At 33.3% G+C, this 23,727-nt stretch carries 29 protein-coding genes and 1 pseudogene; 5 read left to right on the plus strand and 25 right to left on the minus strand.

The window, feature by feature from the left end:
- Positions 1-279: 279 nt before the first annotated feature.
- The 9 genes from D569_RS0102880 to D569_RS22400 form a co-directional block, all read right to left on the minus strand.
- Positions 280-477, minus strand: a complete 198-nt coding sequence (locus D569_RS0102880) for a hypothetical protein (RefSeq protein ID WP_018930896.1) — start codon at positions 475-477, stop codon at positions 280-282.
- Positions 478-876 carry a hypothetical protein gene (locus D569_RS0102885; protein ID WP_018930897.1) on the minus strand — a complete coding sequence of 133 codons (399 nt, stop codon included), beginning with the start codon at positions 874-876 and terminating at the stop codon, positions 478-480.
- Positions 876-1,343, minus strand: coding sequence for a DUF5643 domain-containing protein (locus D569_RS0102890; protein WP_018930898.1), 468 nt, complete (start codon positions 1,341-1,343; stop codon positions 876-878). Before D569_RS0102890 ends, D569_RS0102885 begins: the two co-directional genes overlap by 1 nt.
- Before the next feature lie 216 nt (positions 1,344-1,559).
- The gene (locus tag D569_RS0102895; protein WP_018930899.1) at positions 1,560-2,012 is read right to left on the minus strand and encodes an NUDIX hydrolase; all 453 of its coding nucleotides are present in this window, start codon (positions 2,010-2,012) and stop codon (positions 1,560-1,562) included.
- Between the two features lie 100 nt (positions 2,013-2,112).
- Positions 2,113-2,571: an ASCH domain-containing protein gene (locus D569_RS0102900; RefSeq protein WP_018930900.1), complete on the minus strand. Its 459-nt coding sequence runs from the start codon at positions 2,569-2,571 to the stop codon at positions 2,113-2,115.
- 1,153 nt (positions 2,572-3,724) lie between these two features.
- Complete coding sequence (locus D569_RS0102910; protein WP_018930902.1) at positions 3,725-4,879, minus strand: TniQ family protein; 1,155 nt, start codon at positions 4,877-4,879, stop codon at positions 3,725-3,727.
- A gap of 103 nt (positions 4,880-4,982) precedes the next feature.
- Positions 4,983-6,131 carry an ATP-binding protein gene (locus D569_RS0102915; RefSeq protein ID WP_018930903.1) on the minus strand — a complete coding sequence of 383 codons (1,149 nt, stop codon included), beginning with the start codon at positions 6,129-6,131 and terminating at the stop codon, positions 4,983-4,985.
- 3 nt (positions 6,132-6,134) lie between these two features.
- Positions 6,135-8,843, minus strand: a complete 2,709-nt coding sequence (locus D569_RS0102920; RefSeq protein ID WP_018930904.1) for a TnsA endonuclease N-terminal domain-containing protein — start codon at positions 8,841-8,843, stop codon at positions 6,135-6,137.
- 92 nt (positions 8,844-8,935) lie between these two features.
- Positions 8,936-10,231 (minus strand): TniQ family protein, encoded by a 1,296-nt coding sequence (locus tag D569_RS22400; protein WP_018930905.1) that lies wholly within the window; start codon positions 10,229-10,231, stop codon positions 8,936-8,938.
- A gap of 869 nt (positions 10,232-11,100) precedes the next feature.
- Here D569_RS22400 and D569_RS25080 point away from each other — a divergent pair.
- Together D569_RS25080 and D569_RS25085 are read left to right on the plus strand one after the other, a co-directional pair.
- Positions 11,101-11,241 (plus strand): annotated as a pseudogene (locus D569_RS25080) (EamA/RhaT family transporter); the annotation flags it as partial.
- Between the two features lie 310 nt (positions 11,242-11,551).
- Positions 11,552-11,830, plus strand: coding sequence for an EamA family transporter (locus D569_RS25085; protein WP_018930907.1), 279 nt, complete (start codon positions 11,552-11,554; stop codon positions 11,828-11,830).
- A 433-nt stretch (positions 11,831-12,263) separates the two neighbouring features.
- Here the strand turns inward: D569_RS25085 and D569_RS0102940 are convergent, their stop codons facing one another.
- Positions 12,264-12,860 (minus strand): cupin domain-containing protein, encoded by a 597-nt coding sequence (locus D569_RS0102940; RefSeq protein ID WP_018930908.1) that lies wholly within the window; start codon positions 12,858-12,860, stop codon positions 12,264-12,266.
- Between the two features lie 417 nt (positions 12,861-13,277).
- Between D569_RS0102940 and D569_RS0102945 the strand changes: the two genes are divergently transcribed.
- The 3 genes from D569_RS0102945 (at position 13,278) to D569_RS0102955 (ending at position 15,103) form a co-directional block, all read left to right on the plus strand.
- A complete protein-coding gene (locus tag D569_RS0102945; RefSeq protein WP_018930909.1) occupies positions 13,278-13,682 on the plus strand; it encodes a YgaP family membrane protein in 405 nt (134 codons plus the stop codon).
- A complete protein-coding gene (locus D569_RS0102950) occupies positions 13,679-14,530 on the plus strand; it encodes an NAD(P)/FAD-dependent oxidoreductase (protein WP_018930910.1) in 852 nt (283 codons plus the stop codon). Before D569_RS0102945 ends, D569_RS0102950 begins: the two co-directional genes overlap by 4 nt.
- 192 nt (positions 14,531-14,722) lie before the next feature.
- Positions 14,723-15,103 carry an OsmC family protein gene (locus D569_RS0102955; protein WP_018930911.1) on the plus strand — a complete coding sequence of 127 codons (381 nt, stop codon included), beginning with the start codon at positions 14,723-14,725 and terminating at the stop codon, positions 15,101-15,103.
- Between the two features lie 50 nt (positions 15,104-15,153).
- Here the strand turns inward: D569_RS0102955 and D569_RS24790 are convergent, their stop codons facing one another.
- From D569_RS24790 to D569_RS0103025, 15 genes are all read right to left on the minus strand, one after another.
- On the minus strand, positions 15,154-15,561 hold the full coding sequence (locus D569_RS24790) for a sensor histidine kinase (RefSeq protein WP_245548478.1): 408 nt from the start codon (positions 15,559-15,561) through the stop codon (positions 15,154-15,156).
- Between the two features lie 67 nt (positions 15,562-15,628).
- Positions 15,629-16,183 carry a HAMP domain-containing protein gene (locus D569_RS24795; RefSeq protein WP_245548479.1) on the minus strand — a complete coding sequence of 185 codons (555 nt, stop codon included), beginning with the start codon at positions 16,181-16,183 and terminating at the stop codon, positions 15,629-15,631.
- 13 nt (positions 16,184-16,196) lie between these two features.
- A complete protein-coding gene (locus D569_RS0102965; RefSeq protein WP_018930912.1) occupies positions 16,197-16,877 on the minus strand; it encodes a response regulator transcription factor in 681 nt (226 codons plus the stop codon).
- 15 nt (positions 16,878-16,892) lie between these two features.
- Entirely contained in the window at positions 16,893-17,483 is a 591-nt protein-coding gene (locus D569_RS0102970; protein WP_018930913.1) for a TlpA disulfide reductase family protein, read from the minus strand.
- A gap of 15 nt (positions 17,484-17,498) precedes the next feature.
- Complete coding sequence (locus tag D569_RS0102975; RefSeq protein ID WP_018930914.1) at positions 17,499-18,242, minus strand: cytochrome c biogenesis CcdA family protein; 744 nt, start codon at positions 18,240-18,242, stop codon at positions 17,499-17,501.
- A 234-nt stretch (positions 18,243-18,476) separates the two neighbouring features.
- A complete protein-coding gene (locus D569_RS22415; RefSeq protein WP_018930915.1) occupies positions 18,477-18,899 on the minus strand; it encodes a hypothetical protein in 423 nt (140 codons plus the stop codon).
- Between the two features lie 119 nt (positions 18,900-19,018).
- Positions 19,019-19,402, minus strand: a complete 384-nt coding sequence (locus D569_RS0102985) for a DUF302 domain-containing protein (RefSeq protein WP_018930916.1) — start codon at positions 19,400-19,402, stop codon at positions 19,019-19,021.
- Between the two features lie 160 nt (positions 19,403-19,562).
- Positions 19,563-20,141 carry a class I SAM-dependent methyltransferase gene (locus D569_RS0102990; RefSeq protein ID WP_018930917.1) on the minus strand — a complete coding sequence of 193 codons (579 nt, stop codon included), beginning with the start codon at positions 20,139-20,141 and terminating at the stop codon, positions 19,563-19,565.
- A gap of 40 nt (positions 20,142-20,181) precedes the next feature.
- Positions 20,182-20,409, minus strand: coding sequence for a sulfurtransferase TusA family protein (locus tag D569_RS0102995; protein ID WP_018930918.1), 228 nt, complete (start codon positions 20,407-20,409; stop codon positions 20,182-20,184).
- 15 nt (positions 20,410-20,424) lie between these two features.
- Positions 20,425-21,558: an MBL fold metallo-hydrolase gene (locus tag D569_RS0103000; RefSeq protein ID WP_018930919.1), complete on the minus strand. Its 1,134-nt coding sequence runs from the start codon at positions 21,556-21,558 to the stop codon at positions 20,425-20,427.
- A 17-nt stretch (positions 21,559-21,575) separates the two neighbouring features.
- Positions 21,576-21,974 (minus strand): DsrE/DsrF/DrsH-like family protein, encoded by a 399-nt coding sequence (locus D569_RS0103005; RefSeq protein WP_018930920.1) that lies wholly within the window; start codon positions 21,972-21,974, stop codon positions 21,576-21,578.
- Positions 21,975-22,005: 31 nt separating this feature from the next.
- Entirely contained in the window at positions 22,006-22,575 is a 570-nt protein-coding gene (locus tag D569_RS0103010) for a sulfurtransferase TusA family protein (protein ID WP_018930921.1), read from the minus strand.
- Between the two features lie 12 nt (positions 22,576-22,587).
- Positions 22,588-22,887: a rhodanese-like domain-containing protein gene (locus D569_RS0103015; protein ID WP_018930922.1), complete on the minus strand. Its 300-nt coding sequence runs from the start codon at positions 22,885-22,887 to the stop codon at positions 22,588-22,590.
- A 198-nt stretch (positions 22,888-23,085) separates the two neighbouring features.
- Positions 23,086-23,346: a metal-sensitive transcriptional regulator gene (locus D569_RS0103020; protein WP_018930923.1), complete on the minus strand. Its 261-nt coding sequence runs from the start codon at positions 23,344-23,346 to the stop codon at positions 23,086-23,088.
- Complete coding sequence (locus D569_RS0103025; RefSeq protein WP_018930924.1) at positions 23,318-23,707, minus strand: rhodanese-like domain-containing protein; 390 nt, start codon at positions 23,705-23,707, stop codon at positions 23,318-23,320. Before D569_RS0103025 ends, D569_RS0103020 begins: the two co-directional genes overlap by 29 nt.
- Between the last annotated feature and the right edge of the window lie 20 nt (positions 23,708-23,727).

Below are 23,727 nucleotides of genomic sequence, written 5' to 3' on the forward strand. Positions count from 1 at the left end.
GCCATAAATCGAGGTCTTCTGTTCCTACTCATATTAGCTACCTCCATAATAGAACTAATTACAGAGGCAATTGAAAGCTAGTTCTAAAAGAATGTTGTTTGATTAAACTTATCTAATATGTATTGAATGATCTCCATTTTAGGAAAGTGAAAATTCATACAATTGCTTAATCAGAAAAGCAGCCAAGTTATAAGAATAAAACAAAATACATTTAGATTTTTTCAATCATTAGAACTTACTTCAATCCTATTCATGTTTTACTCCATACTTGTTATGGAATCATCTTAATTCTTCTTCATAAATAACTTCACCATCGTTGTTCAAACCTCGCAACACTATACTGATATAGTCATTTTCCACTTCATTCCAATGAAATAAAAACATACGATGTTCCGTTAACTGATATTCTAACGTAACAATATCTTCTGCAGGGACTTGTTCATCCCAATCATACCCTTCTGCAACATCTAGTTCCACCTAAGTTATTTCTGGGTTAGTAACGATACCATAATACCTCATCAACATGTAATTCCCATTAATGGAGCTACTCCCCCAAGAATGTGTAATATCTTGATCTTCTTTAATTTCTATTCCACCAACACCACTACCTGCACCCCAAAAAATCCCAGCATATTTGTTAACTATTGTAGCTGAAAACCAGTTCTTATATTTTGATAAGAAAATTTGGACATCATCTACATCTACCTTTTCTAATACTTCTGATGGACCATAATAATAAGTTCGTTCAGATTTTTCAAATGCTGCTTCTGGTGAAAGTTCGTAATAATTAATATAAGGGGAATCATTAATAACAATAAAGATTAACAGAATCGCAATAGTCCATTCTATTATCGTTTTTATTTTATCTCTTTTCATTACGCTCCCCCCTGATCTAATGAAAACTCCGTTTGAAACATGCGATCATACCACTCGAAATCTACTACTATTGTATCTACATCTTCTTTCAAAGGTTCATAATTCTGAACAATGTACTGCCCCCAAGTACGACCAGAAGAAGTGCCACCTGTTCCACGATAAGTATTGCCTTGTTTATCTTTTAATTCAAATGCAGAGCCTGGAAATGACCATCCATTCTCTTTGGAGTGCACTTCAAATATTAATGAGGTCTCTTCTGCTGCTAATACAAGATATTTAAACAATATCTCGTCATTTTCCAGGTTTACCTTTTTGTCTAAATCAATAAGTACTGCATCCCCATTATTTACTTTACCTTGAATATGTTCTGGTAATTCATTAGTTAGCCCTGAAAAAAACGAAAAAATATTAGGTATAAGTGCCATCACACAAGCTATTATGATAAGGCGTCTGATCCATACTCCCATTACAACAACTCCTATTTCTAAAAATACTCTTATTACTTTCCAGCTAATCTTATCTAGTAAGCCAATTTCCTATCGCACTATTTTATCATATTATTCCAATAGGTTTTTATTAAATTTAAGCCATAAGAAATAGATCATCTTAAATGACGATCCTCTTGTGTTGCCACAATGATAATTCCTTGTTCCATTATTGTACCCGTTTGTTGAATAGGGAAACTAATTTGTTAATTGATTTATGTAAGGGTTTATATAACTTCGATATTCTTCTGTTAAGCCCTCAGGTAATTCATTAAGCTTAAAATACTGGACATCATAAGATTCTTTTTCATCGATTTCTATATTTCCTTTTACTTCCTTTGACACATAAACAGCTGTTACTGAATAAAATTCATCACCGTTTGCTACTTTAAAATAATAGTCTTGACCTGAAAAAACACCTAATAGCTTCAGTTCGCCAATTTCAAGACCTGTTTCTTCTTTCACTTCTCTCCGTGCAGTATCTTCTAAACTTTCACCTAATTCCATCAGACCGCCAGGCAATCCCCAACCATCGTCCGTTCTATGTTGTAATAATAATTCATTTTTATCGTTTAATATTAAAACCACAGAACCTGTTAGTATTAAAGGTTTATGACCAACTAATTCCCTTAAATTTTTTACATAATCCATTTTCTAAGATCACTCCATTTTTCTTGCATTTTCTTCTTCCATAAGCCTGCCTTAATACAATTAGTATCTACTCTTCATAAAATTATTGGGACAACGCGCTTTATTTTTTATAAATTAGCTTAAACCTTTCACAAACAACAGGGATTTTACAATTAAACGCTTGATTTATATTTTTAAACTCTTTTTTAAAGAAGGTTTCGTGAACGTCACGCCAATACCTTAATGTACGGTCACCTTCACCTTCCAAATATGCGTGCTCTGTCGTAACCTGATCAAAAGGAACAATCTCTACTGATGTAGTTTCTGCTATTCCAACAGCTTTTCCATCCCCGTCAAGAATAATATTATGAAGACCAACAAACGGTAAAGTTACGTTTTCCAATTCATATAAAGTATAGTTTGATGCTGTTGCTGTTTTCGTTCCCTCTAATACTAAATTTGCAAGCTCATCAGCCATTTCTTTTGAATCACCAAATGCCCATGCCTCATATTCTTTTGGTGCATTCGGGTTAATTTTTCGATAGTCTTCCCACATTTGAATAATCGAATTATTACTCATATATATCAACCCACTTTCTACTTAACTAATGATGATACTTAAATGGTAACACTTTTGGGTAGCGGTTCTTCTTCAATTCTATTGCCATTTACTTAAAGAAGGAAAAACGAATACTTTGAAAGCAATGGCACCCGTTAGTTTTAGTGAAAAACTTCACAAAACCACAATTCTCCATACTAAAATAATACCAGATGATAACGAATTATTGTTCATATTTTTCATGGAAATCGTTGCTGCGTAGCAAGAGTCTACTATGCAGGAAACAAAGAGTTCTTTCATATTGACACACGTTTAAGTACTTTTTCTTTCATGAACTCATTTATAATTTATATATATCCAATCTAGGGGGTATGACAATTAGTGCCTTTTACAACACTTCGGCAAAATAGAGGGTTTCGCTTTACTATGATAAAATTGTATTTAACTGTAGCATTACAGTAGTTTACAAAAGGAATGAATGCTTTTTTGTTTTGTTTAAATTTTCGGGGAGGTAAAAACAATGGAAGTGCCGGAAGCTGCTTATTTAGCAGGTATAATTGAGGTGAAGGTACAATCACCCTGACCAGAATACACAAAAGAGAACATAGAAGACCTTGTATTACAATTGCTTCTACGGATCTTGAATTATTGGAATATTTGCAGACAATTGCAGGCGGCCATATCTTGAATAAAAAAATTATAAACCTGATAAATTTAAAGATTCCTATATTTTAAGTATAAAAAAGAAAGTAAATGTTTTTTTATACATTAACAGCTACTTTACCCTACCTTCGCATTAAACAAAAAAGAAAAAGAGCCGAGTGGATTCTAAAATATTATGATATTGTTACGGTGAGAAACGGAAAATACTCAAAAGAGAAACTAATAAAGAAAATGGAATTTGAGAATAACTTTTTTAAAATTATTTAATAACAATTATTATTGTTCTCGATAAAAACTGAGACTTCAACCAAAAGAATATATAAAATCAACCATAAGTTTTCAAAACCTATATATATCACAGTTTCTTTGCTATTTTAATCACTTTTCAGATATCATTATTCTTTAAAAAAGAGGTATTCATCTTCATTCCCGCTACATACTGAACCTTTTTGGTTTACGAAAATACTTTGTGAATGTATATGGTTTATCACTTCTCATTTAATTTATAAACTTAGTTATTATTAGATCTTTCCAGTTCATTTTGCTCCATAAAATGATCAAAGTATTCAATTAACAGATTATCAACATCTCCTGTTAGTTTGAGTATTTCTTCAGGTGTCGGAAGCGGACGGATATTCTGTATTATATAGTTAAAATCTTTAATTAACTTTTGTTTACGTTGGTATTTCTGTTTGTTACACTTTAACTCATTAATAATGGATGATGATGAAGGACTAAATGAAGTAAAATCGTGTACTACCTGAATGGATGCTTCTACAATATATATTAATTTAAGAAGGATACATAATGGATCACCTTTATGAGGGAAAAGTAGATCAAATCGCAAACTACTCGCAATTTCAGACCTAGAATTACACTTGTTTGCTAAATGAACCAATAAACTATCAATCGGAATTTTGATGTCGAAAAAAAAGTCCTCAAAATGCTTAATTAATCTCCATATAAACTTATCTGTAGGAGAACTAACCATCCTCGGAGTATTTTTGATTAACTCAGCTATGGAATTTGATGTCCAAACATCAAATTCATTTTTGTCGACTTTATCATTTTTACTAAAAGTTGCTCCTAACCATGCATCACAGCTATTGCAAGAACCCAAATTTCCTTTACTATTTAATGGTAATTGTTGCTTGTTACAAACTGGACATGTAGTATGTAAGAAACTATTATGTAAGGGGCATATCTTTACATATTGTATATTCCATAATAATGGTTGATATATATTACCATTCTCTTTCTTCATTTTATTTAAACATTGAGGACACCACTTTTTATAACTATTAACTACCTTATAGTTCGAAATTCCTCTAAACGATATTAAAGTAAGATAACGTAAGTCTTTTCGAGTGGTTAATTTTTCTAAAGCATTAATAAATTCCATTGTTAATAAACTTCTTCCATCTATTATTCTACCATTTCTATAAAATTTAGTGCTATTACCCGTCGATGGATATGTGAGAGATTCAAATAAAGGGGATATCTCATATTTTATAATGGATTTAACTTTTACATTATGTGCATTTGATAATCTTGTCAAATAACTCGTTAGGCTTTCTACCATTGAAGTACCTACCCCAATAGGTTCTAGATTATACAACTTGCTTCTCTTAGGAAAAATAGTTTCTCCACTAATAAACATTGTCATCTTAATCTACCTCAACTCATATTTAAATTTTATTCCAAGTGAGTTATTTGCTTTTCGCATTCAGCACTTAATCTTATATACACAGTATTTATTATAGAGAATTTTACGTATCACCTACTGCATCCCTTTTTGGTTTTCTAACACCGACACCAACTTGACTTGTTTTCTTATCAACTCTCTTACCTTTATTCTCTTTAGATTCCGCATCCGCAATTTTATCTTCAATTCCAGGCATGCCCAATAACATAGCTACATCATCATTTTTTCTATTATTAATTTCAACATTATTTTCGCCTTCTATTGCTTCTTTTGCTAATTTGTATGTTTGATTAGTTGTTAATGCATATTCTTTAAAATGGTCTAAAGTTAAGGTGGTTAAGTTTGGATTTTCCTGTAAATTATATTCCAGTGTTGTCGCAATTAAATCCTTAAGTATTCCTATACACCCTACACTTACTTGGTAAAAATATTTCCAATGTTCCACAAGGTTAGGTTCGGAAGATAAAGGAATATGTTTTTGCAAATTCCACAATGTCTTGATAAACATTTCTTGTTCATCTTTTTTACGAATATCATATCTTCTAAAGTGTATATCTAAACCACGTCTAGATAACTGCCCTAAGGAATCTCTAAAATCTAATATTTCGTAAGTGCCAAACATAACATGGGGGGTATCTGATTTTGAAACTAATGATTTAATCAAATTCATTTGATCAATTGCAGTTTTGGAAGAACCATTAAATGTTATATGTTGTGCTTCATCAATTAACACCGCTTTAGTCTTTCTAAATTTCAGGGCATTCTCTAATGACCTTCTGAGTTCTCTATTTGGTTGTCGTTCTTTGTTACTTAATTGTTTATTGATTGTTTTATAAATATCTATTTTATGCTCTATTAAAGGTTCATTAAGAGCCATAAGAGAACGAATGTAATGTTCTTTCCAATCATACTTTCCATTATCAGGGGCAATTGCTTCAAAACCCGCGATAGGAATTATGCAATGGTCAGTCTCCATTTGATCTTTATACTCCTTCAAGAATTTTTCATACACTTTTTTAAACAATTCCGATTTCCCAACACCACTTGGTCCATAAACAAGAAATATCTGTTTGGTAGATGGATTAGTAATTCTTATGAATATTTCTTTAAATGCTGCTACAAAAAATGGATGAGCTACTGAAAAATCTTTAAAATACTCTATTCTTTTGGCGGGAGCTTCTTCTAATAAATGTGTTGGAAAGTTTTGATTCATCAATTACAACTCCTCGTAAGGCTCGAATACTATATCATCTAGGTTGATTTCTTTTGAATTCTCAGTATTGTCTACAGCTAACTTGATGTTCTCATTAATAGTCGGTTCATATTCACTTTGAACCTCTCTTCCAAATACTTCTTTGATACCACCCTCTACAACATATAAATTTCTAGTTGCTCTATCTTTTAGTCGTTGTCTAAGTAATACTTCTTCGGCCTCTATAGATACTAAGAAGTCAGTTATCATCTTTGTTGTTACATCAGTCTTCTGGTCACTAAGTTTTGCCCTTGTTTTTAACTCCTGAAATGCTATATTTAGTTCTTTTTCTGTTTTATTTTTTAATATGTTAAATTTTTCAGATTTAAGCTGAATCCATCTCTTATTAATAAAAGCATATGCCACTCCCATATTAAATGGATCATATCTAACAAAGACAGAAGTATTCTCAATTAGTCCATTTCGAAAAGATGGATCCCAATAATAAAACCTATTTATTTTTACCCCATAACCAGGAATAACTTTTGCTGTTCCTTTTTTGGTACTGGGTAATGTTAATATACGAAGTACTTCATCATATACTATCCTCGTTGAATTTCTCTCCCCACCTTTTAGGATACTATTTTCATACATTTTTTGAGGTGAAGTACCTATTCCACTATGTTCCGTTCTATCGTAAACTTCATAAGCCCACCTACTTAAGTATTCATAAAGTTTTTCTAATGTCCAAATTGCTATATTTTTCGGATTGACATTTTTGGAAACTTGTCTAACATTCCTCATTAATTGCGTATTCCCAGTAAGATTATAAATGAACATTTGATTTGTCGTTCCAAACAACCTTTCAATTACGCTACCATACCTAGGTTTAGAAGCTGGTCTAATTTTTTTAGTACAATAATTTCTACTTAACAATGTATCAAAATAAATACTATTAAAGTCCTTCCCCCCATCAACGACCATTGTACTTGGGAATTTCGAATATTTTTTCACACACTCTCTTATTACCATCATATTGCTTCTATAACTAGGTGAATCAAACGAGATATAAAATGCTAAAATCCTCCTTGAAAAAGCATCAATTAAAAATGTTAACCATGGTCTACCTAAATTTTCATTTGTTATTGAACAAACCAATTCAATATCTAGTTGAGTATGATCAATATGACAGATTTCAAATACTCGATCACCATGTCTTGGGGTATCAAAATTTAGGTAAAAACTAAATTCACCATTTTTATATGCAGCTTTATTTCCTTTTCTTTTTTTATCTTTTTCATGGTTAGGTGTTTTGTGGATATTTTTTGTGAATGTATAATAACTGGGAGGGGCAAAATTATTCTTATGGCATACCTGTTCAAATTTACGATATACGGACTTCATCGTACTTTGTTTAACATTCTCATAGTTCTCTTGTATAAATTTCTCCATAAGTGTTTGTAACGAAGTATTGAGTCTTGGGGATTTGTTTCCTTTTTTATATTGCTTCGAAAGTAAACCTACATATCCATTACCATACCTTTTCTCAGCTTCTCTATAACTTTTCATCCAATTATAAATGGTTCTATCACTAAAATCATGATTTTTATTATATACTAAATTCTCTGTCTGATTTATATAAGGCAGTATAGTGTTATACCTTATATTTGCAACTTCTAACTCTTGTGGACTTGCGGTATTTAATAGTTTTATTTCTTCATTTTGAATAGTTTCTATCTTTGGTACGCCTTTAATTTTACCTTTATTTATGAGATACTCTAGTGTTGTAATTGGCATATCAGTAGTATGCTCCGCTGACTGAAGATATGCATTACTTGAAGATACATTAATAATTTCCCATTCTACTCCATCCCAAAGAATTTTTTCTCCAAACTGTATTTTAAAAGAAATTTTATTTTCTAGATTGTGACTAACACATGAAGACATCATGTTTTTGTATGCTTCTCTATATTTTTCATTATTGTAAATCCGTGCTGTATAATTAGGTATTACTTCTTCATTAATATCCGTATACAGTTCTCCTAATATCAACAAACTATAAAGATCATCAGCTCTAAATTTTCCCTTTATTTTCAATATATCATTAATTGTAATACCTGGGTTACTAGAAACTACATTCAATACTTCCTTTTTGATATCTTCGTCTACACTTAACTCATTTTTGGCTAATTTAAAATCCTCTAAAAACTTCACATTTCTAACAAACCTTTTATTTAGATCTTTTTCTGTCTTAATTCGAAAAGATAATCCATATTGCTCTGCATACCATTCAGCAGGAGGACACCTCCATTGACCAAACTTGTCAACATAGTACCTGTTTGGCCATTTCATAGAAAGCTTTATTAACTCATCTACAAATTTCCATTCTTCCCAGCCAATCCAGTTTTCTTCTATCACAAAGAAATCAGATGTGTACAAATGTCCTTTGTTTTTTCCATTGATTAAATATTCAATTTTAAAAGAAGGTGGTTGATCATAAAACTCTAACACGCTAGAACTCATTTCTTTTTCGATAATCGCTGGCAGTTCAAGTGTATGACTCTCAAATTGTATTGTAAGGCCCATTTTCTTACTCGGATATGTGCCTGGAACACTTTTTCCATTACTTCTAACTTTTCTTGCAGGATCTGCATTGCGAATTGTCAATATTTGATTCATTGCTTCCTTACTAACTTTTTCTGAGTTTAAAAATTGATCTATTCTGTCAGTCAATATTATCACCCCGAATAATAATCTGATTATTTACAAAATTCTATATTATTTATAATAATCCTTTTTTATAATCAAAATAGTACGAAAAAAATCTATTTAATGAGCTTTTTCCATTTTAATGCTATGTTTTTTTCTTTAATCAAATACGGACCATTGAACATTGCTTCTACGTTTCTTCTACTGGGGTATATACCTTTACATTTTAGGTCTTGAATAACATTAAGTAATTCATTTTCTGCTTTTTCTTGTCGAACTGCCTTGTTCACCTTTAGATACTCACAATAAATTTCTACAATTCTTTTGCTTTCTTTTGGATATTTGATATATAATAAACGCCTATCACATCCAATAATCTCAGCAATATTCTTAAGTGATTTAGGCGAATTAATATAATCCTCAAGTATGTATCTGTTTAAGAATTTTTCAATGAAAAAATGGTCATGTTTCTTTATTATTTTTTTATCATTTGCTTGAACTTCTCTACTCCTTACCAATTTTCGTAACGGTTTTTTTTCCAGAAAATCTGGTATTGTTATATCTAACTTTAAACAAATTGATACTAGAGATTTTAAGGTAGGAATATTTTTTCCTTTTAACCAGGATCTAAATGTCGACTTAGATACCCCAAAATACATAGCGGCTTTACTAACGTTATTCTCCAAATAATTGGATACATAATACCTTAATACATCTGAAACTCGCTCTCTTTCATAAGTAGTAGAAACGTTCAATAGACTTATTACTTGATCAACTATTCTTAAATCCTTTTTAGTTGGCTCAACTGTGTTATTATAAGTAATTCCAAGCCGTTTTTCACATTTAGAACAATATCCAGGTTTACTTTTTCTAGAAATAACCTGCATATTTTTGCCACAAAAAGGACATTCGCTAACCAATTCCATTTCATGTATCGGACAATATTTTACTAATTGTATTGTCCATATTAATTGATCATAAACAACTGAACCATTGTTGAATGCTTCTAAATAACATTTAGGACACCAAGCTTTCTCAGACCTTATTAATCCTTTAGAAGGTGCGATGTTCATCCAAGAAACTAATGTCAACTCATTTAAATCATTTCTACTTGTTAACTTAGAAATAACTTCAATAAAATCCCTTGCTAAAGGACCGGTACCATTTATTCCACTAGAAGAATCATAAAAGCCATCTCCCCCTTTATGTGTGATACTATTTATATATTTTTTATTCAATACTGGCGCAATAAGTTTAGAAAATAAAATTCCTTGTGTAACATTATGACTTATTGCTAATCTGGATATATATCCTGATAGTGATTCCCTAAATTCAGTTTCTACACTCATTGGCTTTATATTATAAAGGACACTTCTATTGGTTTCATATTCTATGTTTACCAGACTTAACACCTCATCAAACTTTTAAGCCTAGTTTCTCTATTACATATTTTTTTATTCTTATTTATAACATTATCCAACTTAATTTTATTTACTATAATCCCTAATAATATTAAAGAGTCTATGATATAATAAATCAGAACGTTCGTTCTTGAAAGCAAGAAAAATAGGGGGCTTAGACTGTACTTTACTAATGAGGACTTTAACAGTTAAAACAGCTTTCCCTACCATAGTTTAACAAAAGAAATCATCTAAAGTCCTTGTGTCTGTTTTGAATTAAGTTATTCTCTATACCATCAAAGAACAAAGTATTTATAAACCCTAGGCTAATCTGAATTGAATAATAGTAGTGTAACAAATGTATTTAGAAAAATTGAGAAAAACAACAAGGCTTTGGCTTGTTGTCTTCAGCAATGCATTAGATTGAAGAATAACTTTTTCTACTGAATAGTATATTTGCACTACGCTGCAAACCAATTTGTTTTTGTTAGTTGTCCTGCTTTAAAATAACCCCCTTTAATGCAATAAGAAAACTAAAGTTAATTGAACTTAATTTTAATAAATTTAATGATTAAGCATAAACCCCTAATTGCTAAAATAATGTATCCAATATAAAATAAAATTCTAAGTTCAAAAATTCGTACCCTTACTTATCTTTAGGAGGTACACGATGAGATTTTTAGGTGTAGGTTTGGTTATGCTAGCCGCTATTTTCTGGGGCTTTAGTGGGGAATTGCCACTATTTTAATGAACAAGGGCTGGGATCCTATTGTGATTTCACTTTACCGAGGGGCTGTGGATTTATATGTTTTTTTGCGTGGTTTCTCTTTCGCTTTAGACAAAATTGGATCTTATCTAATCGTTAATACATATGGTCCCTCTTGGCGGGTTTTGGTGTTGCTAGAAATTTCACTTTTTATTTTGTAAGTATCCAAGCCTCAAGCATTGCTGTTGCCGCTACTTTAATGTACACCGCACCTTTGTTCGTCCTACTAATCTCCTTTTTATTACGAATAGAACGTTCGACTTGGTTTAAATGGGGATGCATTTCTGGTGTACTTATTGGGATTATCCTGCTTACAGGTGCCTACAATACTGAATCGATTTCAGTGAGTTTTCTAGGAACGCTAGCGGGGCTTGCTTCTGGACTTTTCTATGCTTTATTTATATTCGGGTTTAAAAATGCCTCTTCTATCGGAAAGCCGCAGAACACCTTAACTATAGCCTTTTTTTCATTTTTTCTCATCCTTTTTCTTTTTACGGACAAAGATGAAGCAGCTAGTGTGTTGTTGTCAAGCGACATAGGATGGTTTCTTCTATTAGGCATCGTGGGTGGGTGCTGGAATTTCATTTATTTTTTATTTGATTGGCATTCGATGGACTGCCCCGACAACTGCTTCGATGGTCGCAATGGTAGAGCCGGTGACAGCTTCATTATTTGGCGTTCTGCTTATCGGAGATCATTTGACTATCATTCAACTTCTTAGAATGGTGATCATCCTAGTTACGATTACCGTACTTAGTGTGAAGCAGTCCAAGAACAATGCCTTCCCTCCTTCATTGGGTCTTCTTGTACTAGTCTTATTCAAAAATACCGCTTCGTTTGCTTAAGGACATTCTTTCACAAAGCCATTTAAAAATTAAGACTCTTGCTATGCAGTAATAGCCTATTATAGAGCAATTGTTTACAAAAAAGAAGCGGATCTCACCATACCCGCTTCTTCCTATACCGTTAATTATGTCAAGATTATAAAAACATTTCTTTCGCTTTACCAATTAATAGATGAATAATGCAATGTTTGCTTACTAAGCGCTTGCGTTTTACTATAACTCTACATACTCTTGCTTTGCTGAAGAGGTTTGGATTTCACCTGTACGTTCCCACACATCAACAGTTCATATAGTTATTAAAAAAAGTACCCTTTGCCAATAAAACTCCCATTAGAATATATTTAGTATTTAGTATCCTGTTAACGTCCTATAAGACTTCGTTGATTACATATTCGGTGTGCAGTGTCCGTTCACCGGTGTCTTAACAAAAACGTCATGTATTTCTATTGCCATACCCCTCTTCTGCACCCATAGCATCTTCTTTAGTAACATGAACCGTACCAAAAGGATGGTTAGGTGGAGCATAGATTGAATAAAGTTTTAGTGGAATAGTACCGGTGTTTAACAGGTTATGCCATCTGCCAGCAGGAACGATGATTGCAGAATCATCATAGACATTCCTCTCAATATCTAATCTATCTCTACTCTTACCCATTCGAACAATCCCCTGCCCTTTTTCAATGCGTATAAATTGATCGACATTAGGATGCATCTCTAAACCAATATCTTCCCCAACATCGATACTCATTAAAGTAACTTGTAAATGCTCTCCTGTCCACAAGGCATTACGAAACGTATTGTTTTGCTTTGTAGCTTCATTTATATTTACCACAAACGGATTTGGTCCATAGTCTGTTAAAGAGATATGACTATCACTATTAGATTGTTGGTAACCATCAAACCTGTTTACATGCTCTACCCCATAAGGAAAAGCACAGTCAACAGGCTGTTTTCCATGATGATACAATGGTGCATTCGGATAATAAGGATATTGATATTGCCCAGGATACATATAAGGAACATAGTACATTTTTCTCAATCCCTTCACAAATTCTATAAAATTATTGTATGAATCTGCATAAATAACGTACATAGATTTAGTGTTAAAAAGTTCAAAGCATTCATCAGTGTTATGAGCTTTTAGCAAGGGTAGCTTTTACAAATGATGTAAAGGAAAGAAGAATTCTTGAGGAAAATCAACAAGATAAAAACAACATTTTCAAGAGTTCAGTAGCATTTTTGAGAACTTAACAGGACAACAACCTATTTATCTAATTATTGAGCAGTATTATTGCCCGGAGTAATGTTCAAAAATTTAATCATAAAGCCAAAAACATGTTTGATGCTAGTAGTCAGAGTGAGTTAGAAAATACATCTATGTTTAAGCATTTCGAATACATATTGTTTGCCAATAACTAAATAATAAATAAATAAGAGGTGATAATTCATGAGTTTACTCCCCCCCACTACGGAAAGAGTTCAATTAAATACTTCACCATTAGTAAACAAAAAAATTACTCATAAGACAGAATTAAATATTAGTAAATACTTGAACGAGGATAACCAAGAGATATTAAAAAGACTAAAATCAATCGAACAAGAATGGGATACAGAACGAATACTTGAAACTTCTGCAGCCTCTTTCATTCTATTAGGAACTTATTTAGTCATAAAAAGGAACCAAAAGTGGCATTTATTTTCAGGATTTATTAGTTTTTTTTTACTACAACACTCACTACAAGGATGGTGTCCACCGTTACCACTAATTAGGAAGTTAGGCGTTCGTACTGCAAATGAAATCAATGAGGAACGAAATGCATTAAATTCCATCTTAAGAAATAATAAAAATTGAATATCAATAAATTTACGAAACGAACTAACTCGACACTCGACTTAACTTATTTTGATACTACCGAAAACTACCCAGGGTATGATCATATTTTAGGCCCGGACTTATCAAATAAAATGTTTGAGCATGCCAAAAAGTTTGGGGCTGAATATGCTTACGGTGATATAAAAGAAGTTATCGATGGAAAAGAATACAAGACTGTAATTGCTAGCAATAAAGAGTATAAAACACGTTCGCTTATCATTGCTACTGGTGCACAGTATAAAAAAATAGGAGTTCCTGATGAGAAAGAATTAAGTGGTCGTGGTGTATCTTACTGTGCAGTTTGTGATGGTGCATTTTTCAAAGAGAAAGAATTAATTGTAGTTGGTGGTGGTGATTCAGCAGTTGAAGAAGGGGTTTATCTAACTCGCTTTGCAAGTAAAGTAACAATTGTACACCGCCGTGATGAACTACGTGCACAAAAGATTTTGCAACAACGTGCATTTGATAATGATAAGATAGATTTTATTTGGGATACAACGGTAAAAACCATTAATGACAAAGATGGAAAAGTATGTAGTGTTACATTAGTAAATACTAAAACAGGTGAAGAGTATGAGCATCCTGCAGATGGTGTGTTCATCTACATCGGAATGGTTCCATTAAGTGAACCATTTAAATCATTAGGAATCACCAATGAGGAAGGCTATATACCAACGAATGTAAATATGGAAACGGATATTCCAGGTATTTATGCTGTTGGAGATATTCGTGAAAAAGAACTAAGACAAATTGTTACCGCTACTGGTGACGGCAGTATTGCAGCAAAGTCAACTCAAAAGTACGTTGAGGAGCTAAAAGAAAATTAAAAATCTGAGACAAAAATCCCCGACAGAGTATCGGGGATTTTATACTTTCTATGATTTTATTCTTCTTTTTTCTAAAACACCAACCAATTCTTATGCATATTTATATTTTCATCAGATTTTCACATTAGAGTATTATTATACATATATAATCTTGAAGTCTTACCTTCTTTTTGTAAATAAGGGATGATTTAAATGAAGTTCAGTATGAACGAATATGGTTTTCAAACTAATCTAGAATTTGGTGAATTAAAGGTATCTAGTCAAGAGGAATACGGATTTCGACCATATCAACTATTGGTCTCATCCGTTGCAGTATGTAGTGGCAGCTGGCTAAGGAGAATATTAACCAAAATGCGCATTCCATTTGATGATATAACTATTTCGACAATAGTAGATAGAAATCCTGAAATAGCTAACCAGAGTGAGTCCATTGATTTACTATTCACCATATCAGGAAAAGATATTTCACCTAGTAAAGTTGAAAAGGCGTTAGCAATAACTCGAAAAAATTGTGCCATGATTCAATCTATCGAGGATAGTATTAAAATTACGGAATCTTTCGAACTAAAATAAAGCAAAAACAAGCAAAGAATAGCTATCAACTTATCTCTCTCTGTTGATAGCTATTTTTTAATAGGAATCGTGAACCAAAATGTATGATTGTCGCCATCGGAAATCAAATCTACCTTTCCGTTATGTCTTTCAATAATTTCCTTTGAAATGGCTAATCCAAGACCACTTCCTCCTTGCTTACGACTTCTAGAGTTATCTATACGATAAAATCTATCAAATATTTTCTCCTGTTCTGACTGCGGTATATGTTTGCCCTCACCAGTAATAGATACTTTATATACGTGATTAAGACACTCTCCCTTAATAGTAACTGGATTCTTTCCTTTGTAGTATCGAATTGCGTTATCCATTAGGTTACTAATCACTTGATAAATCCCAAAGGTGTTGATTTCAACATATCTGCTATCTGCTTGAATGACACAACGAATATCTTGTTTATTTAATAACCAACGAAACATCTCTAATGATTGTTCCACTACAATTGCTATATTTGTGTACTCTTTTTCAGTTAAAGTTTTTCCTGATTCAACATCCCATTAAATTTGTCAATCGTTTCGATTCATTCAAAAGGGATTCATACAGTTTTGACTCACCTTCTATTACACCGTTTTTCATAGCATTCAAATAACCATTTAAGTTGGATAGTGGCGTGCGAAATTCATGGGAGAGATCAGATACAATCCTCCGGCGTTGTTGATCGTTCATTTTTATCTGTTCAACTAATTGATTAAAGTGGTCAATTAATTGCCCCATTTCATCTGATGCATGAACTTGAATTGGTTCAGGATAGAAACCTTCTTTCATTCTCTGAGTAGATTTAATTAACTCTTTTAATGGTCTGATTAGTTTATTAGTTAAGTAAAAATGAAGCGTACTCCCCACTACAACTGCAAAAAGACTAAAAGACAATAAATACTCAAATAATGCCGATTTAAATTGATCCTGTCTTCCTACATCCATTACCATACCTTCAACTAAAAAACAGGCAGTGTTATAGATTGCCCAACTAGTCACTAATATGAACGTGGTAACAACTATTGCATTTAATAACGTCAACCTAAATATAAACTTTTTAGGCAACCACCCTCTTATTTTACTGAACAAATTTATACCCCATTCCTCTTACAGTTTGAATCCGTTCAGGTGATGCTGGGTTATCTTCTATCTTTTCTCTTAGCTTTTTAATATGAGCATCTATTGTCCGATCTAAGATAGCCCGATCAGCGTTCGGATATAGTTGATTAATTAATTGCTCTCTAGATAAAACGATATTGGGATTTTCCATCAGATAATATAGGAGATTAAATTCATGCTTCGTTAAATTGACTCGTTTATCATAAAGCATAACTTCTCCTTTTCTTGGTTTTATACACAATCCATTAGAAGTAACCTTTTGACAGAAGAGCCCCGTTCGCCTCAGAACAGCTTCCACATGAGCAAGCAATTCCTCTGGTTCAAATGGCTTCGTTAAATAACCGTCAGCCCCTAATTTCAATCCATTTATTTTATCTGCTGTTCGAGCCTTTGCTGACAGCATAATAACTGAAACCTCGTTTCGTCCTTGTTCCCTTACCCACTCACAAAATTCCTCTCCACTCAATTTTGGGAGCATTAAGTCGAGGATGATTAAACATGGATGATACGTTAAAAATGCCTCTTTAGCCATTTCACCATCCCCGGCTTCTTTTACATCATAACCTTCCTTATTTAAGTAAATGGTAATCAGTTCACGTATCATTTTGTCATCTTCAACTACTAGAATGGTTTGTTTCATTAAATCACCTGTTTTTTATTTCATATTTTCAAATTCTGATACCATCATTTCATAATTTAGTGCACCAAAGGCTTGATATCGAATAATGCCATTTGAATCAATCATATAAGAAGTTGGAATTGGTTGTATTTGATAGGTTGTTGCAACTTCAATTTTTTTATCTAATAAAACAGGAAATGTTAATCCAAACTCTTCTAAAAAATCATGTACATCCTGCATAGAGGCCTCTGTTTCAGTTAAATTAACCGCTAAAATTGTAACGTCCTTCTCTTGATAAAACTTTTCCATGTCAGGCATTTCTGCACGACACGGCGGACACCAAGTAGCCCAGAAATTAAGCATGACCCGCCTGCCTCTAAAGTCCGATAGTTTTACAGTTTCACCCTTTAAAGTCTGCAATTTAAAATCTGGTGCGAGATTACCTACCTCTAACCCTACTGTAGCATCTGTAGATTCAACTTCGCTCGTTGAAGTGCTTTGATTACCGTCTGTGTTTAACTCCTCTGTATTTGAAGTTGTAGTATCGTTATCTTCACTCTTGACCAAATCATAAACAGCGTAGCCGAACATCGCTAATAGTACAACAGAAATGATTATTTTCTTCAATGAATATGCCCCCTATTACCCTAAGTTAGCTAACCAGCTATCTTGCACCAGCTTTAATAAGAAATTAGAGATTCTTGCCATCTGACCTGTAAAAAGAAGTACTCCCATGACAATCATGATAGCTCCACCGAATTTCATAATTTTTTGGCTATAACGAACTAGCCATCTTGTAGATCCGATGAAGAAGGTCAATAAAAGAAATGGTATAGCAAAACCGATAACATACATGATGGTATAAATAGCCCCTTGTGTAGGATTATTCCCAGCCACAACAAGAATTGATGCAAAGATAGGTCCAATACAAGGAGTCCATCCAGCTGCAAAGCCCATCCCAACAAATATAGTTCCGAAATACCCTACAGGCTTTTTGTTAAAATGAAACCGTTTCTCTTTCATTAACCCTTTCCACTGGATCCAACCTGCGACAAACAAACCCATTATGATAACAAAAATACCAGCGATTCGTTGCAAAAAGATACCAGATTGTCCTGATAATAAGTCTTGAACCCACTGACCTAAAATAGATACCCCTATTCCTAAACCGATAAATATCATGGAAACACCGGTTAGAAACAGGATTGCGTGTAGCAACAATTTACTACGAACCTTTATTTCTTGTGAATCCTGGATTTCCTTTACAGTCATTCCTGTAATATAGGATAAATACGCCGGAAATATAGGAAGTGTACAAGGTGATAAAAAAGAAAGAGTCCCTGCACCTAATGCCAGCCATATCGTAATTTCAGCAACCGCGCTCATTGTTTCACCTTCTTTGTATGGATAGTTAAGTGCACACTAACAATAAGAACAACCGCGTAAAACCAATGACTTAGGTTGAACTGAAACACAGTTGTACGAGAAAAAATAGCCAACAGCTATTGACCAATACTCTAAGATAATAGGCCAGTGAATACGAGATTTTCTTTTGATAACTTGTCTTGTTGCCAAATAAATACGATAAGTAACAGAAGAATTAAGCCCAAATACTGCCAACTAAATACTGCTGCTCCAAAAAATCATTTGCACAAATCCATACACAAAGGAAGCTATGAAAAATACAAAGAACCAAACATACAAAACATCTATCCCTTGGTGATAATCCTTTGCCAAATTAAATTTTACATACACAATGGATAAAGTTACAGCAACATAAAAAGCTTTCGAGTCACTTGGATATGCAAGTATCGGTAAGGGATCATTAATAAAGGTAGAGAGGTTTGTTATAATTTTTCCAAGCCATAAAAATACTACAAACATCATGAACAGATTCATTATTCTATCTATCCGTTTTTTTGTTTCAAGTTTTGAATAAGGGCTTATAAAGCGAAAAAAAACGATCCCTAGCAAAAAGCTTCCAATGAGTAAGACTAATTCACTTTTAATAACTAGAGGTCCAATTAACCAAGCTGATGGCATGATCCTTACCTCCTTCTTCTAACAGAATAAAAGAGAAATGTTAAAGTTTTATGAAAGAAAATAAAAAAAGGTAAAGGCAATGCATTACCTTTACCGTTAAAATCCTGTATTTACGTCTATTAGATACTTTGATCAATACATACAATCAATCTATTTTCAATATCTGCAGCAAATTCCTTAATTGTTTCATCGTTAACCATCTCAATTAGAGCGGTTGGTCTTGGTAATCCAATTTTGACTTTGCCACCATCTTCATAAACAACAATTTTACAAGGTAAAAAGTAACCGACCATTTGGTTTTGAGTTAATACTCTTTGTGCTTCTTTTGGGTTACATACTTCCAGCACTAGATATGGTTGGTCAAAATCTAACCCCTTTTCTTGTAATTTAGACTTAATATCAAACTGCCAAAGTACACCAAATTGTTCTTTCTTTAGACTTTCCTCAAGTGATTGAACAGCATTCTCCATTGTTTTATCTGTTTCAACAGTATAATCGAACATAATAGATGATTCCTCCTAGATAAATTATTTACTTTACATAAATTTTGATAGGATTGAATAGATGACAAATCCTGCTCCTGCCAGGAACATTAGTTTTTGAGATGGTCATAACATTCCCCATAATTTCTTCACTAACTCTTCCCCTCTCAATCCGTAACTTTTATTTCAGCCTTGCTTTTACCGCATAATGTTGTGAATTTAAATCAATTAGTTCAGCATCAATGTTTGCATTCTGAATAGTCTCTAGCATATCTGTAGCCGCAATCCTTTCGTGAAGTGGGGGACCTGATTCCATCTCAATAGCCTTCCACTCGATCAGTAACAGTTGTCCACCTGGTTTTAAAATACGCTTAATCTCATTAAGCGTATGATCAATACTAGATACTTCATGAATAACCATTGAGATAATCGCTTTATTTACTGACTCATCCTCTAGTTTAATTTCTACCAAATCACTTACAACATAATTAATATTCTCTATATTATCCTTTACTGCATTCTCTTTTAACATATCTAGCATCTTAGGCTCAATATCAACTGCATAAACAGTGTTATTAGTGCTTTTAGCAATTGGAATAGTAAAGTATCCATTGCCTGCACCGAGATCTGCAACAACATCATTAGCTTCTACTTCTAAGTATTCGATTATTTTATCAGGTGGTAATATTGCTTTTCTCTCTTTACTCACTAATTTATGTGCTTTATCTGGATTAAACTTCTTACCAGTCAGTGTTCTCACTCCTTTTTTATGAAAAAGGGACCCTCTAAGGGGTCACCTTCTATCCTTTTTTAATCCAAAACTTTAATACATCGCCTTCTTCAGTGTCTTGTAGTAGTTCATGCCCACCAGACTTTGCCCATGCTGCTAAATCACTTTTAGCACCTTTATCTGTAGCATGTACTTCAAGAACATCACCTGATTCTAGCTCATTTATTGCTTTCTTCGTTCTAACAATCGGCATTGGACATGCCAATCCTTTTGCATCTAATACTTTTGTTGATTCCATTATTTTTCCTCCTCATTAACCGTGAACCGCACAGCGGTTTGGTCCAATTTCCATTTCTCTTTGTTTTTCATCTTCAGGTGTGATTTTTCCCGTGTTTGTTTCACGGATTTCTTGATATGCATTTGGTTGTGGTGGCAGATTTTCTGTCACCATTTTTCTAAATACATCTTCATCGTCTACTTGCAACCCTTCATTACGTTGATAAAGATCGCCCAAACGTGCAAAAACACTTCCACCTTTACCAAGTTCTTCTGCAAACGAATAGTGCGCAGGTAAGACGATTAAATCTTCGGATAATTCTTTATATCGTTTATAAAGACTATTACGAAGGTCTCCAACCCAATCTTCCGCTTTACCAGCTAAGTCTGGTCGGCCGATGGATTTCACAAATAGAATGTCACCTGTTAAAAGATACTCATCATCAATAATTAATGATGTGCTTCCGATTGTGTGTCCTGGTGAATGAATTGGTTGTACTTTCACCTTTGTGTTTCCCACAACGATATCGTTTCCTTCTTCTAATGCCTTGTAATCATAAGTCAATTCTGTAGCGTCTTTTGGTGGTAAGTAATACGTTCCATCTACTTTATCAGCTAAAGCACGGCCACCCGAAATGTGATCAGCGTGGAGGTGAGTATCAATTAAAGTTCTAATTTTCACTCCTTTTTCTTTGGTGAATGCTTCGTAAATATCAATCATCCGGTTTGTATCAATAATGGCTGCTTCACCATCAGATTCCACCATATACGATAAGCATCCTTTACCTAAACGTACAAATTGATATAAACTTCCGCCATCCTTTAGATCACCAATTTTCACTGGCTCTAGGTGTTCACTCCATGCTTTCATGCCACCTTCTAAATTATAAGTGTTAGTGAATCCACCTTCTTCTTCCAGTAACTCAGCTACCATTTGGGAAGAACCGCCTTTAGCACAAACAACAATAACTGCTTGATCTTTATCTAATTTTTCAGCAACAGGGTCAATTCCATCTAATAAATTAAAGTAGGGTTCATTAATTACTTCTACATTCCCGCCTTCAATTTTCCAACTATCAAATTCATCTGTATTTCTAACATCTAAGATCACTGTTTTTTCATGATTAACAACTTTTTTCGCTAATTCACTAGTTGTTATTGGAGTAGTCAATTTATTTCCTCCTTTATTTAAAATGTTAATGACGTGTTTGCATCTTTCGCATATTCAATAAAGGTAGCAGCGCCGCCTACTTCAATTCCTTCAACAAACGCCTCTTTATCTAAACTCATAACATCCATTGTCATTTGGCATGCAATTAATTTAATCCCCATTTCTTGTGCCATTGACACCATTTCTTCAATTGCCGGTACATTCTCACGTTCAAATCCCTCTTGGAAGTGTTCTTTTCCTTCTGGAAGTGGGAGGTTTTTATGTGCCTCCTTATGAATTAGATTTAATCCCTCAAAAGTAAAGAATATACCTACTTCTGCATCAGACGCTGCAGCTGCAAGTGCTACGTTAAAGACTTTATAAGCATCAAAACGTCCTCCATTTGCTGCTATAATTGCAACTTTTGTATTAGCCATTTATTATTCCTCCTAAATTGTTGTGTTCTTATTAATTGCCTTCAGTTGGGCCTTCCCAATTTTTCATACCTGGTACTACATTTTTCACACTCTTAAAACCTTTTTCCGTTAGTTTTTGTGCAGCTAAATCACTTCTAGTACCCGTTCGGCAAATAACGTGTATATCTTGATCTTTGCTAAGTTCTTCAAAGCGTTCTTCAAGTTCACCTAGAGGTATATTCACAGCATCAGGGATATGACCAAAGGCATATTCAGCTGGTTCGCGAACATCAAGAATAGAAATAGATTCTTCACCTTCTACCTTGTTACGAAGTTCATCTAGATCGACCACATCCTCATGTTTGGTTTCACCTTTTGTCTCCGCTTCACTTGCTTTTCGTAAATAGTGTTTCAATACATCGCCATCTTCTACAGTTCCAAGATATTGATGCCCTGTACTTTCTGCCCACGCTTTGATGTCGGCAGTTGATCCTTTATCTGTTGCTTGCACTTCCATGACCTGACCTGCTTCTAAATTTGTAATTGCTTTTTTTGTCTTAACAATAGGCATTGGACAGGCTAAACCTTTTGCATCTAACACTTCATTTGCTGTAATGCTCACCAATATTCCTCCTTATATCTCAACTTCATCTTCCCAGCTCAACATGCCGCCTTCCATATTCGTAACATCATAACCTTCATCCTTTAAGAAAGCACATGCTTTTCCACTTCTACCTCCTGAGCGACACACCATATAATGATGTTCTTTTTTATCAATTTCATTTAATCGCTCTGGAATTTCACCTAAAGGTATATGCTTAGCACCTGGGATTTTACCTTGTGCAACTTCTTCATCTTCACGAACATCAATAATACTTAACTTTTCTCCTGCTTTTACTTTTTCCGCTAATTCTTTTGCTGTTATTTCTTTCATACTTTCCCTCCCTTGTATAACTCAATGATATTTTCCCCTAATGTTTTTTAATTAACTAAATATACATATACCGCTATAGGTATTATGGAAATCAAAAAAATATACCAATACGGGTATTTTTTCGATTACAAAAAAAGGTCAACTACTTAAATTTTGTTAACCTCTTTCATGGTACAAAATAAACTATAGAGAGTCAAATCATCTACTTTTCACAAGTAAGCTTACTGCTTCTTTGATTAAATCTTCTGAGCTTTCACCAGCTTCTTTATCATCGCGAATACACTGTTCAAGGTTCGTACTAACTATTAAAGCTGCTGTACGGTCAAGAGCACTTCTTACAGCCGACATTTGTGTAACTACATCCCTACATTCTTTTTGCTCTTCCATCATTCGTATTAATCCTCTAACTTGTCCTTCAATTCTTTTCATTCTATTTTTCATTTGAGCATTGTACTCCATAGTGATGATCCCCCTTTTTTATTTTATTAGGTAAGTAATAGCCAACTACACGAAAGTTTTTTTTTGTTAAAAACCTTATACTCAAATTACTTTCAATTTGATCTGAGGCAATTACAATTATATCTTTATCTATTGGTAAATCAGCATAATGTCTTTTCAGATAAGAAAGTGGTAAACAATGAGCATCTCCCATTTTATCTTTACAAGAGGTTTGATAGTCTCTTGTATCTAAAAATACCACATCTTTTCTACTAAATAAACCAGTCGTTCGTTCTCTTAGTTCTTTAATTCCCCATATAGGTATATATCTTTGATAGAGAACCAGGAGACTGATTGAAATTATAATCATTAAGAAACTCATTGATCCTCCCCCTATCTACA

It is taken from the genome of Gracilibacillus lacisalsi DSM 19029, from assembly GCF_000377765.1.
Lineage (GTDB): Bacteria > Bacillota > Bacilli > Bacillales > Amphibacillaceae > Gracilibacillus > Gracilibacillus lacisalsi.

Coding starts and splice junctions, on each gene's coding strand:
- D569_RS0102955 (WP_018930911.1), top strand. CDS start 14,723: ATGAAGTTCAGTATGAACGAATATGGTTTTCAAACTAATCTAGAATTT.
- D569_RS0102940 (WP_018930908.1), bottom strand. CDS start 12,860: ATGTACTATGTTCCTTATATGTATCCTGGGCAATATCAATATCCTTAT.
- D569_RS0102985 (WP_018930916.1), bottom strand. CDS start 19,402: ATGTTCGATTATACTGTTGAAACAGATAAAACAATGGAGAATGCTGTT.
- D569_RS0102915 (WP_018930903.1), bottom strand. CDS start 6,131: ATGAATCAAAACTTTCCAACACATTTATTAGAAGAAGCTCCCGCCAAA.
- D569_RS0102975 (WP_018930914.1), bottom strand. CDS start 18,242: ATGAGCGCGGTTGCTGAAATTACGATATGGCTGGCATTAGGTGCAGGG.
- D569_RS0102890 (WP_018930898.1), bottom strand. CDS start 1,343: ATGGGAGTATGGATCAGACGCCTTATCATAATAGCTTGTGTGATGGCA.
- D569_RS0102910 (WP_018930902.1), bottom strand. CDS start 4,879: ATGACAATGTTTATTAGTGGAGAAACTATTTTTCCTAAGAGAAGCAAG.
- D569_RS0103015 (WP_018930922.1), bottom strand. CDS start 22,887: ATGAAAGAAATAACAGCAAAAGAATTAGCGGAAAAAGTAAAAGCAGGA.
- D569_RS0103005 (WP_018930920.1), bottom strand. CDS start 21,974: ATGGCTAATACAAAAGTTGCAATTATAGCAGCAAATGGAGGACGTTTT.
- D569_RS0102900 (WP_018930900.1), bottom strand. CDS start 2,571: ATGAGTAATAATTCGATTATTCAAATGTGGGAAGACTATCGAAAAATT.
- D569_RS0103025 (WP_018930924.1), bottom strand. CDS start 23,707: ATGAGTTTCTTAATGATTATAATTTCAATCAGTCTCCTGGTTCTCTAT.
- D569_RS24790 (WP_245548478.1), bottom strand. CDS start 15,561: ATGTTTCGTTGGTTATTAAATAAACAAGATATTCGTTGTGTCATTCAA.
- D569_RS0102965 (WP_018930912.1), bottom strand. CDS start 16,877: ATGAAACAAACCATTCTAGTAGTTGAAGATGACAAAATGATACGTGAA.
- D569_RS0103020 (WP_018930923.1), bottom strand. CDS start 23,346: ATGGAGTACAATGCTCAAATGAAAAATAGAATGAAAAGAATTGAAGGA.
- D569_RS0102885 (WP_018930897.1), bottom strand. CDS start 876: ATGAAAAGAGATAAAATAAAAACGATAATAGAATGGACTATTGCGATT.
- D569_RS0102895 (WP_018930899.1), bottom strand. CDS start 2,012: ATGGATTATGTAAAAAATTTAAGGGAATTAGTTGGTCATAAACCTTTA.
- D569_RS22415 (WP_018930915.1), bottom strand. CDS start 18,899: ATGCCATCAGCTTGGTTAATTGGACCTCTAGTTATTAAAAGTGAATTA.
- D569_RS0102995 (WP_018930918.1), bottom strand. CDS start 20,409: ATGGAATCAACAAAAGTATTAGATGCAAAAGGATTGGCATGTCCAATG.
- D569_RS0102945 (WP_018930909.1), top strand. CDS start 13,278: ATGAGTTTACTCCCCCCCACTACGGAAAGAGTTCAATTAAATACTTCA.